This is a genomic window from Paenibacillus sp. 102 (genome assembly GCF_039549175.1).
Lineage (GTDB): Bacteria > Bacillota > Bacilli > Bacillales > Bacillaceae_G > Bacillus_A.
The window spans coordinates 71,934-84,982 of record NZ_JBCGHT010000008.1 but is presented as its reverse complement, the minus strand read 5'-3'; the positions used below and the strand labels follow the sequence as shown (position 1 = coordinate 84,982).

The 13,049-nt window shown below is 36.5% G+C and carries 15 protein-coding genes; 13 read left to right on the top strand and 2 right to left on the bottom strand.

The window, feature by feature from the left end; translation table 11 throughout:
* Positions 1 to 13 precede the first annotated feature (13 nt).
* The 12 genes from AAIE21_RS17900 (at position 14) to AAIE21_RS17845 (ending at position 11,074) form a co-directional block, all read left to right on the top strand.
* Positions 14 to 1,504, top strand: coding sequence for an o-succinylbenzoate--CoA ligase (locus AAIE21_RS17900; protein WP_343268006.1), 1,491 nt, complete (start codon positions 14 to 16; stop codon positions 1,502 to 1,504).
* A 4-nt stretch (positions 1,505 to 1,508) separates the two neighbouring features.
* Positions 1,509 to 1,925 (top strand): MaoC family dehydratase, encoded by a 417-nt coding sequence (locus AAIE21_RS17895; protein WP_343268005.1) that lies wholly within the window; start codon positions 1,509 to 1,511, stop codon positions 1,923 to 1,925.
* Complete coding sequence (locus AAIE21_RS17890) at positions 1,925 to 2,920, top strand: 3-oxoacyl-ACP synthase (RefSeq protein WP_343268086.1); 996 nt, start codon at positions 1,925 to 1,927, stop codon at positions 2,918 to 2,920. Before AAIE21_RS17895 ends, AAIE21_RS17890 begins: the two co-directional genes overlap by 1 nt.
* Before the next feature lie 229 nt (positions 2,921 to 3,149).
* Positions 3,150 to 4,367, top strand: coding sequence for a substrate-binding domain-containing protein (locus tag AAIE21_RS17885; protein WP_343268004.1), 1,218 nt, complete (start codon positions 3,150 to 3,152; stop codon positions 4,365 to 4,367).
* A 101-nt stretch (positions 4,368 to 4,468) separates the two neighbouring features.
* On the top strand, positions 4,469 to 5,242 hold the full coding sequence (locus AAIE21_RS17880) for an ABC transporter ATP-binding protein (protein ID WP_343268003.1): 774 nt from the start codon (positions 4,469 to 4,471) through the stop codon (positions 5,240 to 5,242).
* Positions 5,220 to 5,924 (top strand): branched-chain amino acid ABC transporter ATP-binding protein, encoded by a 705-nt coding sequence (locus tag AAIE21_RS17875; RefSeq protein WP_343268002.1) that lies wholly within the window; start codon positions 5,220 to 5,222, stop codon positions 5,922 to 5,924. Before AAIE21_RS17880 ends, AAIE21_RS17875 begins: the two co-directional genes overlap by 23 nt.
* A gap of 25 nt (positions 5,925 to 5,949) precedes the next feature.
* Positions 5,950 to 6,810: a branched-chain amino acid ABC transporter permease gene (locus tag AAIE21_RS17870; RefSeq protein WP_343268001.1), complete on the top strand. Its 861-nt coding sequence runs from the start codon at positions 5,950 to 5,952 to the stop codon at positions 6,808 to 6,810.
* Between the two features lies 1 nt (position 6,811).
* A complete protein-coding gene (locus AAIE21_RS17865; protein WP_343268000.1) occupies positions 6,812 to 7,816 on the top strand; it encodes a branched-chain amino acid ABC transporter permease in 1,005 nt (334 codons plus the stop codon).
* Between the two features lie 167 nt (positions 7,817 to 7,983).
* On the top strand, positions 7,984 to 8,427 hold the full coding sequence (locus AAIE21_RS17860) for a MarR family winged helix-turn-helix transcriptional regulator (RefSeq protein WP_343267999.1): 444 nt from the start codon (positions 7,984 to 7,986) through the stop codon (positions 8,425 to 8,427).
* A gap of 51 nt (positions 8,428 to 8,478) precedes the next feature.
* On the top strand, positions 8,479 to 9,420 hold the full coding sequence (locus AAIE21_RS17855; protein ID WP_343267998.1) for a ring-cleaving dioxygenase: 942 nt from the start codon (positions 8,479 to 8,481) through the stop codon (positions 9,418 to 9,420).
* A 16-nt stretch (positions 9,421 to 9,436) separates the two neighbouring features.
* The gene (locus tag AAIE21_RS17850; RefSeq protein ID WP_343267997.1) at positions 9,437 to 10,495 is read left to right on the top strand and encodes an LLM class flavin-dependent oxidoreductase; all 1,059 of its coding nucleotides are present in this window, start codon (positions 9,437 to 9,439) and stop codon (positions 10,493 to 10,495) included.
* Positions 10,496 to 10,507: 12 nt separating this feature from the next.
* Positions 10,508 to 11,074 (top strand): NADPH-dependent FMN reductase, encoded by a 567-nt coding sequence (locus AAIE21_RS17845; RefSeq protein WP_343267996.1) that lies wholly within the window; start codon positions 10,508 to 10,510, stop codon positions 11,072 to 11,074.
* 241 nt (positions 11,075 to 11,315) lie between these two features.
* On the opposite strand, the gene AAIE21_RS17840 is transcribed toward AAIE21_RS17845, so the two are convergent.
* A complete protein-coding gene (locus AAIE21_RS17840) occupies positions 11,316 to 12,257 on the bottom strand; it encodes a Na/Pi symporter (RefSeq protein WP_343267995.1) in 942 nt (313 codons plus the stop codon).
* A 77-nt stretch (positions 12,258 to 12,334) separates the two neighbouring features.
* Positions 12,335 to 12,541: a hypothetical protein gene (locus tag AAIE21_RS17835; RefSeq protein ID WP_343267994.1), complete on the bottom strand. Its 207-nt coding sequence runs from the start codon at positions 12,539 to 12,541 to the stop codon at positions 12,335 to 12,337.
* A 235-nt stretch (positions 12,542 to 12,776) separates the two neighbouring features.
* Between AAIE21_RS17835 and AAIE21_RS17830 the strand changes: the two genes are divergently transcribed.
* On the top strand, positions 12,777 to 12,995 hold the full coding sequence (locus AAIE21_RS17830; RefSeq protein ID WP_336453588.1) for a hypothetical protein: 219 nt from the start codon (positions 12,777 to 12,779) through the stop codon (positions 12,993 to 12,995).
* Positions 12,996 to 13,049: the final 54 nt, after the last annotated feature.

Here is a 13,049-nt window from a genome sequence, read left to right as displayed (position 1 = left end):
GAGGGAGAAATATATGAAAGGCATTGCCTATTGGGTTGAAAAGCGTGCATATTTACATCCAGAGCGCATTGCTGTTATTGCTGAAGATGAAAAACTAACTTATAAAAAACTGCATCAGTATGTGAGTAAAGTAGCTTCATATTTGACTTTGAAGTTAGGGAGAAAAAGAGGGGATCGAATTGCTATTTTGTCACAAAATCGATGGGAGTACATTGTTCTTTTATTTGCGATAGCGAAGATAGGATGTATTGCTGTTCCTCTTAATACAAGATTAACGAAAAGTGAACTTGTTTTTCAGTTACAAGATAGTGGAGCTACCGTTTTATTTGCAGAAGAAACATTTCAAGATATTGCACAATCTATAGCAGAGGAATCTAGTATAGAAAGAGTTATTCCGATTGCGTGCTTAAAAGATTTAGAAGAGAACATTCTGAACTCTTTTGATGTAATGAATGAAAGCGCTCCTTTTATTATCTGTTATACATCGGGAACAACTGGGAAGCCGAAGGGAGCGGTATTAACACAAAAAAATATGTTTTGGAACGCACTTCATAATATGTTAGCGATTGATTTAACTTCTAAGGATCGGGTTATTGTATTACTTCCTTTATTCCATATTGGGGGGATTGGCTTATTTGCTTTTCCTACTTTGTTTGTAGGTGGAACAATTATTATTCCAAGAAAATTTGAACCCGTTAAAGTTCTTTCTATGATAGAAGAACATCAAGTCACTGTGGTGATGGGAGTCCCGACAATTCATCAAGCTTTGCTCCATTGTTCAACTTTTGAAACGACAAATTTACAATCTGTTCGGTGGTTTTATAATGGGGGAGCACCATGTCCACAAGAATTGATTAAAGGATTTTTGGATAGAGGATTTTTATTTGGGCAAGGATTTGGCATGACAGAAACCTCACCTACTGTGTTTATGCTTTCTGAAGAGAATGCAAAACGTAAGGCAGGTTCAATTGGCAAGCCTGTGCTGTATTGTGATTATATGCTTATTGATGAAAATAGAAATAAAGTGGGTATAGGTGAAATTGGAGAGTTAATTATAAAAGGGCCAAATGTAATGAAAGAATACTGGAATAGACCGGAAGCAACTATGGAAACAATTCAAGATGACTGGTTATATACAGGTGATTTAGCAAGGGAAGATGAGGAAGGTTTTCTATACATTGTTGGCAGAAAAAAAGAGATGATGATTTCAGGTGGAGAAAATATTTATCCTCTTGAAGTAGAGCAAGTTATTAGTAAACTTTTAGAAGTAGATGAAGTAGCTGTTGTTGGAGCGCCAAATTCAAAATGGGGTGAGGTTCCAATTGCTTTTATAGTAAAGGTGGTTGGAAGCAGGTTAACTGAAAAGGAAATAGTCGATCATTGTTGTTTATTTCTAGCAAAATATAAAATTCCAAAAGAAATTATATTTCTAGAGAAATTACCTAAAAATGCAACGGGAAAAATTCAAAAGATGGAGTTAGTGAATCAATTGAAAAGTAGGTGAAACGATGACAATCTATACGATTGGGCAACAGGCATCATGTAGCAAAACGATAACAGAAACGGATTTTGTACTATTTGCTGGTTTGAGTGGTGATTTTAATCCAATCCATATCGATCATGAGTATGCGAAGCAAACTAGGTTTAATCAGCGAATTGCGCATGGGTTATTAACTTCAAGTTTGTTATCACAACTGTTAGGGGTTCATTTGCCAGGGAAGGGCTCTGTTTATATGGAGCAAACGATTCGTTTTACAGCTCCTGTTTTTATAGGAGATACGATTACAGCGACAGCTACCGTCCAAGAGTTTTTTAAGGAGAAGAGAATTATAAAATTGGTAACAGATTGCCATAATCAAAAAGGGGATTTAGTGTTAACTGGTTTAGCTACAATGATGGTCCCAAACGAAGGGGGATTGATATGATGAATATTGGGATTGAAGCAACTGGTGTGTTCTTCCCAAAAGATGTTGAAACAGCGGCTGATTTAGCTGGTAAAACAGGTATTCCTGAAAACGTTATAATAGAAAAGTTTGGTTTATATGAAAAACATGTAGCCGATGACACGATGCATGCTTCAGATTTAGCAATTGCAGCAGCCAAACCCATTTTATCAAAGGTTGATCCTCTAGCCATCGATGTAGTTATCTACTTTGGCAGTCCACATAAAGATTACCACGTATGGTCAAGTGCCCCGAAGATTCAGTATGAGCTTGGAACAAAAAATGCTTATGCTTTTGAAATCATGAATGTCAGTTCGTGTTTTCCAATTGCTTTAAAAGTTGCAAAAGACATGTTGAATTCTGATAAATCCATTGAAAATATTTTATTAGTAGGCGGGTGTAAAGAATCTCAAATTATAGATTACGATAACCCGCGCTCTCGTTTTATGTTTAATTTTGCCGATGGTGGGAGTGCGGCATTAGTAAAACGAGGAGCTAGAAAAGGTAGAATCTTAGAAAGCGCGATTATAACAAACGGATCTTTTCATGAGGATGTTCGCATTCCCGCTGGTGGATCAAAGCAATTTGCTAGCTATGAGACTGTTGAAAAACGTCAACATTATATTGATGTTATCGATCCAATGAGTATGAAGGAGCATCTTGACCTTGTTTCAATTCCAAATTTTGAAAACGTTATTCGACAAGCTTTGAACAAAAGTGGATTAACTACTAAGGATATTAAAGTATTACTACCACTACATACAAAACGTTCCATGCTAAAGGAGTTATTACATTCACTACATTTAGTGGAAGAACAAGTTGTATATTTAGATCATTATGGACATATGTCAGCACTTGATCCTTGTATTGGCCTTCATTTTGCGAATGAGCAAGATAAATTACAACCTGGTGATATTGCAGTAGCAGTTAGCGCTGGTACTGGATATACTTGGGCAGCAACTGTCATTAGATGGTAGGAGAACGGCTATTATTTATTCAAGGAATGAAATGTGTAATTTAAATAATTGTATGAATATTTACAAATGTATTGGAAGGTATTTGGAAATGTCTGGCGAATGTAGAGGTACTTCGAGAAATTTCTATTGACAACCTGATTTATATTGTTAAAAGCGAAAAGTCATGATTACGGATGGTTACTTTGGCGTATTTGATTCTATCAGAAAGTAAAGTATGGGGAGGATCACAATGTCAGCAAAAAAACGTAAGTGGCTAAAAATGGTGTTTACCGGATGTATTCTTGGTTCATTGTTAGTAACAGCAGGATGTTCAGGGAAAAAAGCAAGTACAGATGATGAGAAGACGATTAAGGTAGGTGTTCTTGCTTCGTTAACAGGCCCGCTTGAATCATATGGGAAACAAACGGTAAACGGCTTTGAACTAGGGCTAGATTACGCAACAGGCGGAACAGGAAAAGTAGAGGGGAAGAAGATTAAGTTTGTTGTAGAAGATACAGAAACAAAAGCGGATGTAGCAGTTAAAAAAGCTACAAAACTATTAGAAGAAGACAAGGTTGACTTTCTCGTTGGTTCTTCGAGTTCAAGTGATACATTAGCAGTGTTACCACTAGCGGAAGAATATGAAAAAATAATGGTTGTTGAACCTGCGGTTGCAGATAGTATTACGGGGAAGAACTGGAATAAATATATTTTTAGAACAGGCAGAAGTTCATCTCAAGATGCAATTGCTGGCGCAGCATCTATTGCTAAGAAAGGTGTAAAGATTGCAACGTTTGCTCCAGATAACGCTTTTGGTCGTGAAGGAATTGCTGCATTTAAAGCTGGAGCGAAGAAATTAGGTGCGAATATTGTAAACGAACAATATGCTGATACGAATTCTACGGATTTTACTGCAAATATTCAAAATATTATTAGTTCAAAACCAGATTATTTATTTATTGTTTGGGCTGGTGCGAACTCACCATGGAAGCAATTAAAGGATATGAATGTGGAAGCACAAGGGATTAAGATTTCAACTGGAGCACCAGATATACCAGCATTAAAAACGATGGATGCATTAGTAGGTATGCAAGGATTTTCAGTATATTATCATACACTTCCGAAAAATAAAGTAAACGATTGGTTAGTAGAAGAACATAAGAAGCGTTTCAATGGAGCAGTTCCAGATTTGTTTACAGCTGGAGGAATGTCAGCAGCAATTTCTATTGTTGAAGGGTTAAAGAAAGCAAAAGGTGATACAGATGTTGATACGCTTATTAAGAAGATGGAAGGAATGGAATTTGAGACTCCAAAGGGAAAAATGAAATTTAGAGATAAAGACCACCAAGCATTGCAAACGCTTTATTCTATCACGCTGCAAAAACAAGATGGTGTCGATTATCCAGTACCTGTTTTAGAGCGTGAACTGACAATGAAAGAAACAGAGCCACCGATTCAAAATAAATAATCAGAATTTTTAGTTAAAATTATATAAAGAGAGGGTCGTTCCCTCTCTTTATCGTTAGTTTTTGAAATGAATAATAAAAATTTCTTATGAGGAGGGATAGAGTGAAGAACCTATTAGAGACTCGGAATCTTTGTGTCTCATTTGGTGACCACCATGTTATTAAAAATGTGAATTTGACAATACCAAAAGGAAAACTTATTTCTATCATTGGACCGAACGGAGCAGGGAAAACAACTCTATTTAACTTGTTAAGTGGGCAAATTTCTCCAACAAAAGGTGAGATTTATTTTAAAGAACGTGACATTACAAAGTTATCGATTCCAGAGCGAACTCGCCTTGGGATGGGACGCTCTTTCCAGCTTACAAATATTTTTCCAGAGTTGACAGTGATTGAAAATATACGTTTAGGTGTACAGGCGTTTGCTCAAGATTATTATAGTTTTTTTCCAAACTTCTCCCGATTTAAGCAACAGATGGGAGAGGCGAGACGTTTTTTGAAGACAGTATTGCTTCATGAAAAAGAAGAAGTGCTAGCGAAAGATTTAGCGCATGGGGAAAAGAGAAAATTAGAACTGGCTATGCTGCTAGCACTCAAAACAGATGTATTGCTACTTGATGAACCGACAGCGGGTATTTCTGTTGAAGAAGTTCCAGCTATTCTACAAGTAATCGAGAATATAAAGAAAAATCGAGAGAATACGATTGTACTCATCGAGCACAAAATGGATATGGTTCTGCATTTATCAGATCACCTTATTGTATTATTTCATGGTGAGTTATTAGCGGAAGGGTTACCGAAGGATATTATGAAGGATGAGCGGGTACAAACGGCATATTTAGGGGGATTGCAAGGTGACACTATTAAAAGTGGATAATATAGAAACGTATTTAGATCAGTTTCATATTTTGCAAGGTGTTTCTTTTGAGGTTGAGACAGGAACGATCACCGTATTATTTGGGAGAAATGGGGCTGGAAAAACAACAACTTTACGTTCAATTATGGGGTTTCATCGGATTTCTAATGGTGAAATTTATTATTGTGATGAGAAAGTGAATGGTTTATCTACTCATCTAATTTCGCGAAAAGGAATAGGCTATGTGCCAGAAAATCAAGGGATTTTTCATGATTTAACGGTAGAAGAAACATTTGCTCTTGCGGGAGCGAAGAAAGGGATAGAGGTCGCGGAAAAAGTAGAATGGATGCTCGATTTATTTCCAGATTTAAAACAATATTGGAATAAAAAAAGTGGGTTGTTGAGCGGAGGACAAAAGCAAATGCTGGCGATTTCAAGAGCGTTCATTAATAGTGATGGATTGCTATTAATCGATGAACCAAGTAAAGGATTAGCGCCGATTATGATTGAAAAGTTAATGTCGGCTATCTTGAAAATGAAAGAGAAAACAACTGTTTTACTTGTGGAACAAAATTTTATGATGGCAAGCCAGATCGGTGATTATTTTTACATTATGGATAATGGTGAAATTGTTCATAATGGTCCGATGCATGAACTGAAAGAAGATAAGGAAACATGTCATAAGTATTTAGGGATTTCTTAACATTGATACGGAGGAGGTATAGAACGTGGATGTGTTAGTGAATTTGTTTGTAAACGGTGTTTCGACAGGTATGCTTATTTTCTTATTAGCATCTGGGCTTTCACTTATTTTCGGTTTAATGAGTGTGCTCAATTTTGCTCATGGTGGATTGTTTGCATGGGGGGCTTTTACGGGGGTATGGCTATTCAACATGACGGGTAGTTATGCACTTGCATTAATAGGAGCGATTTTGATGGGAATGTTTCTTGGTTTCGTTTTAGAAAGATTTCTCATTCGTCCTGTCTATGGAAATCATGTTCGGCAGCTTCTCGTTACACTCGGTGGAATGCTCGTACTTAGTGAATGTATAAAAGTGTTTTGGGGACCGAATCCAATTGGAGCTAAATTACCATCATGGCTGCAAGGAAGTTTTACATTTGATGGCATTATATTAATTAAGTATCGCTTATTTGTTATTGTCGTTGGAGTCGTGATTTATATTGGCTTGATGTTGTTATTACGTAAAACAAAAATAGGACTTATGATTCGCGCGGGTGTAATGGATAAGGAAATGGTGCAAGCTCTTGGCATTAACGTAAAGGCTATATTTTCATTTGTCTTTTTATTAGGGGCAGGAATGGCAGCATTAGGAGGGTTTCTTCTTGCGCCATATTCAGGAGTTATTTTTGCTGAAATGGGTATGCAGTATGCGATTTTAGCTTTTATTGTTGTCATTATCGGAGGGTTAGGCAGCGTGCAAGGTTCGGCAATTGCATCTTTAATTGTTGGGTTGGCTGGAGCGTTTACGGCGTATTATATACCTGATTTATCACTCGCAATCAATATGTTAATGTTATTGTTTTTCTTAATAGTCAAACCGACGGGACTTGTTGGTGAGAAGGGGTGAAATGGTGAACAGTACATTTAACCGTGGTGGGATATATTTTGGGATAGCTGCATTGGTTTGTTTAAGTGTATTCCCTTTCGTAAATGATTCACGAAGCTTACTCATTTTGTTCACACAAATTTTCATCTTTGCTATATTTGCAATGAGTTTTGATCTTCTTCTTGGGTATACAGGAATTGTTTCATTTGGTCATTGTATGTTTTTTGGAATCGGTGCTTATTGTGTCGCGCTTTTATTAGATCGACAAGAAATTTCGATAACCAGTTTTTTAATGGGCATTGGGATAGCGGTTCTATTATCAGCGATAGTGAGTTATATAATTGGATTGCTCTCTTTACGACTAAAAAGTCATTTTTATGCAATGTTAACACTGGCTATTTCCCAATTATTCTTTGTACTGGCTGAAAAATGGCGGGCTGTCACACATGGAGGAGATGGATTTACATTCGGGGTACCTGATATGTTTCGTGACCGCCTCACATTTTACTATATTACACTCGTATGTCTACTTGTGATTTTTTTATTGCTTCGCCTATTTACTCAATCTTCTATCGGAAAAGTTTTGAAGGCAATTTCACAAAATGAGCAACGGGTAGAAGCACTTGGGTATAAGGTTCTTCACTATAAAATTATTGCAAGTATAGTTGCAGGAGTAGTAGCAGCGATTAGCGGTGGTTTGTTTGTTATTACATTACGATTTGTAAATACAACTGTTTTTTCAATTGAAATGACTTTGAATGCTTTATTGATGGCAATGATTGGGGGAGTTGGAACATTAATCGGGGCAATTGCAGGCGCAGGGATTATTGAATCTCTAAAGTATTATTTATCAGAACTTGCGACGCAGTATCCAATCTTTGAAAGATGGACCATTTTTCTTGGATTACTTTATATTATTGTGTTATTAGGTTTCCCGACAGGATTGGTTGGAACGGTGAAAAAAATAAGAAAGGTAGTACAAAATAAAAAGACAGAGAAAGGCAAAGAAGTTGAACATAGCGCATGAAACTTTGTCTCAAGGTTTAGAAAGGAATGCGGAAGATAGGTAAGAGTTAGCCATCAGCGGGAGAGTCTTCTGCTGATGGAGGTTTCAATTGATAAATTTTTTTGCTTGCAATTTTATCAATTGAGTAGTAAAGTGATAGTAAGATCAGTGATGAGGAGGGATTCGAAATGCGTGAAAATACGATAGGATCGTTAATTTGGTTACGTTTAATTCGTTTTACAAACCAAAGTAATCAGTTGTCAAATGATTTTTTAAAACGCTTTGATTTAACGACTGCTCAATTCGATGTACTCATGCAAATTCGAATTTATCAGCCACTCACGCAAATGGAGTTAGCTGAAAAAGTTACGGTTACGCAAGGCGGCATTTCGCGTATGCTAACGCGCCTTGAAAAAGAAGGATACATTGTACGCAAGCAAGATTGGAAAACGAAAATGATTAGTCTTACGGAGAAAGCTGAATCTATTTTAGACAAAGCGTTACCTGAACAAGTTGCATTTCAATCATCATTTTTTAACGATGTATTAAACGAAGAAGAACAAGAAACACTATATAAGCTGATAACACGTGTTCATAAGCATAGTGTAAAAAAAGAATTACCAGCTGAGTAATTTTTTTTACACTATCACTTGATTAGTCAAATGATAAAAGGAGGAACAAAAATGTATAAAATTCCTGGACATCACCACATTTCAATGATTACGAAAAATGCTCAACTGAATAATCAATTTTATCAAAAAGTATTAGGACTACGCCGCGTAAAAAAGACAGTGAATCAAGATAACCCTAAAATGTATCATTTATTCTATGGAGATTTAACAGGTAGTGCGGGAACAGAACTTTCATTTTTTGAAATGCCTATGGCAGGAGGAACAACTGGTGGTACAAATGCAATCACACAAATTGGTTTACTTGTTCCATCTCTTGAAAGTCTTATGTTTTGGAAAAAACGCTTTGAACAATTGGATGTAAAGCATAGTGAAATTACAACATATGTCGGCCGAGATGCTTTGCATTTTGAAGATCCAGATGGATTACGATTGGTACTGTTAAATAATAAAGGAGAAGAGGTACCAGCGTATTGGTCTGCGTGGGATGGTTCTGTTGTAGATCAAGAGCATCGCATTTTAGGAATGGGAAGTGTTGAAATTACGGTACGGGACTTAGAGAGTTTAGGGAAAACATTAAAGGATATGTTTGGTTATGTAGAAGCATCTCGTTCTGATGGAGAGGCAATTTATCAGGCTGTTCGTGGACAGTCATTTGGAGAAATTGTTGTGAAACAGAAAGAAGGACCGAAAGAAAAGCCTGGAAGAGGAAGTATTCATCATTTAGCAATTCGAGTAAAAAACGAGGAAGAACTGCAGTATTGGGACAATATTGTTAAAGAAAATGGGTTTCATTCAACAGGGGTTGTAGACCGCTTTTATTTTCAAAGTTTATATTTCCGGGAATCAAATGGTATTTTATTTGAAATTGCAACAGATGGACCTGGATTTACTATAGATTCAAAAGTAGAAGAACTTGGTAAAGCGTTAGATTTACCACCATTTTTAGAAGAACGACGTGCAGAAATTGAAGGGAAGTTAACACCACTTGATTAAAAAGGAGAGAGAAATGATGAAACAATATCGTATAGATACAAGTAAAGGGATTGAGTTTGGTTTATATTCGATTGGGGATCATATTCCAAATCCACATACAGGTTCAAAAATTAGTGCGGAGCATCGCATTCGAGAATTAATTGAGGCAAGTAAGTTAGCTGATGAAGCAGGACTTGATGTATTTGCTGTTGGGGAAAGCCATCAAACGTACTTTACAACTCAGGCCCATACGGTCATTTTAGGGGCAATTGCACAGGCAACAAAAAATATTAAAATTGCTAGTTCGGCAACAGTGTTAAGTACATCGGATCCTGTTCGTGTATACGAAGATTTTGCCACACTTGATTTAATTTCAAACGGCAGAGCTGAAATTGTTGCTGGACGTGGTTCACGTGTAGGTGCATATGATTTGCTAGGTTATGATGTGCGTGATTATGAAGAGTTATTTGAAGAAAAAATGGAACTATTGCTGAAGTTAAATAATGAGGAAAAAGTAACGTGGGAAGGTCAATTTCGTGCTCCATTGAAAAATGCAACCATTTTGCCGCAACCAGAAGGTGGATATATGCCGATTTGGCGTGCAGTAGGTGGCCCGCCTGCTAGCGCAATTAAGGCTGGATATGCGGGTGTACCGATGATGCTGACAACACTTGGTGGTCCTGCTATCAACTTTAAGGGATCGGTAGATGCGTACCGTGAAGCAGCAGAGCAAAGTGGTTTTGATCCAGCAACTTTACCAATTGCAACAACAAGTTTATTGTATACAGCAGATAATTCACAAGATGCACTTCGTGAGTATTATCCACATATTAATGCTGGAATGTTGGCATTACGTGGCGGAGGCTATCCAAAACAACAATTTGCACAAGCTACAGATTATCGAGATGCACTAATGATTGGTAGTCCAGAGCAAATTATTGAAAAAGTACTATATCAACATGAATTATATGGTCAGCAGCGTTTTATGGCACAAATTGACTTTGGCGGCGTACCATTTGAAAAGGTAGCGAAAAACATTGAGTTGCTTGCCACAAAAGTAATACCAACTATTAAGAAACATACAGCGAAACAATAAGGAGTGAATAGAATGAAAATCGTAGGAATTGCAGGTTCCAATGTGGGTTCTAAAACAAGAACAGCGATGGATTATACGTTGAAATTAGCAAGTGAAAAATATCCCAATGCAGAAATCACATTACTAGACCTCGCAGAATATGAAATGGTCTTTAGTGATGGGCGAAATTATTGGGAATATGAAGGGGATACAAAGTATATAACGGAAACAATCATGGCAGCAGATGCGATTATTATTGGCACACCAACATTTCAAGCATCGATACCGGCGACATTAAAAAATATTTTTGATCTATTACCAGTTAACGCTTTTCGAGATAAAGTGGTGAGCATGCTTGTTACAGCCGGAACAGCGAAGCATTATTTAATGGTGGAGCAGCAGTTAAAACCAATTTTAGCATATATGAAGGCACATATTGTTCCAACGTACGTATTTATCGAAGAAAAAGATTTCCATCGAAAAGAAATTATCAATGATGATATTCTTTTCCGGATGGAGCGTTTAGTGGAAGATACAGTACTACTTGTTGACGCATATGCAGACATTCGCCAAATGAAAGATGCGGAATATGATTTTTAATTTTATACTCTGAAAAAACGCCGATGAAGCAGGAGAATACTGCGTAGTCGGTGTTTTTTATGTTTTGCTTTTCCATACTGATCACGTCCTTTTTAAGAGTAATAGTATCAGGATGTCCAAGCTTCAGAGATTAATTGCAATTGTTTTAAGGTTTTTGCACCAAAACCAGATAACTAATAAAACACATGAATGGGACAGAGTAGAAATAGCGTATCATTATTTGCTACTTTGCCCCTGGGCCTTATAACGAAGGGTTCTTTTTACGATCGTGTATTTTTAAAATAAATTTTGCAAATTGATTTGTAAATGGTAGGAATAGAAGTGAAACTAATACATTAAAGATAACACTAACATGTGCTAGCTGAACATCTGGATGGGAGGACATCAGTTGACCAAGGTCAGTAAGCCATCCTATGAAAGGGAAAAATACAGCAACTCCTAATATATTAATCCACACATGAGCCCAGGCAGTAAGTAGCGATTCCTTTGCACGTGAGACATAACCAGCAAATAATACATCTACACATGTACCAATATTAGCCCCCAGCATAATTGCAACTGCTGTATCTAACTCCATAACACCTGACGTAAGGAATCCCATTGCAATTCCTACAGTAGCACTGCTTGATTGGATTATTCCTGCAATTACTATTCCGGCTAAAACAGCATAAAAGGAATTATCACCTATAGTTAGAAGAAATTGGTTAGCAAATTCCATTTCTAACAATGAAGATGCCAAATATTCAAATCCCCACATAGCTCCAAAGACGGCAGCTAAACCAAGTAAAATAAACCCTGAACTGCGGAGGATTTTTCCTTTTATCAATGCAAACACTCCACCGACAACTGCCATAGGAATGATGAGCGAATCAATGTCCAGCGTAATAATTTCTGCATCTACAGTTGTCCCAATATTAGTACCGAGTATAATTCCAATGGCTTGTGGAAATGTTAGTTTTCTGGCGGAAATGAGCCCAATTGTAATGACCATTACTGCAGAACTGCTATTTAGAACAGCTGTGACTAGAGTACCTATTATTAGACCTTTCCATGGCGCACCCGTTATAGTAAATAGCCATTTATTAAGGGATTGTCCTGAAAAATTAAATAGTCCCTTACCAAATAAGAACATTCCATAAATGAATAACCCTATAAATAGCAGAAAGAGAAATAATTCTAGCACCTTTAACCTCCTTTCTAATTAATCGATATTTTTTACCATGAACATGCAATGCAAAGGTTTAGCCTCCTATGGGACTACTAGTACTTTTTAGGATTAAATGCTTTAATTAAAACAGGGTTTGGATTCATATTTTTCTTTGAATAGATATTATCTGGAACAAATCCTTGGCCTTTAGATAATATGTTAAAGATCTTATTAGTTTGATTTGCAAAAAGTATTCTTAAAAGTGTCAGCTCAAGAATGAAAAAGACTGCCAGGAAAATAAATAGCATTAATTGGTGCATTTTTCCACCTCCTTTAGATATCAATATATGATTAAAATCTCTGAAATGCTTGGACAATTGATAAATTAAAAGAAAGAGTCTGTAAAAAATGAGAGATTAATAGGGGATGGAAAAAGATATTTTCCTAATATTCCGATTAAACTAACGTATATTTTATTATTCTGTAATAAACGCACAGACAAAAGCTGCTGGTATGAAATATAGTAAAGTAATTGAAAGTAAGGAGGAAATCAAATTGACTAATCCGATTTGTCTGCTATTGGAACAAACCCCTCCAGGTACTCTCATACAAGAACTAATGATCAATGGAGAAGATGTATCAAGAGTTGAGGAATTTGTAAAGTATGATAGAGTAACAGGTTTAGCTTTTTTTACTAATAAATCTAATAGTGTTTTTGTGGCAATCGCTGAAAAAATTGACATGATTGAGTTTATACCCGAAATCGAAAACTAAAAAATAGGACTGTCGTATGAATGAAATAAAGTAAAATAATTGAAAGCAAAGGAG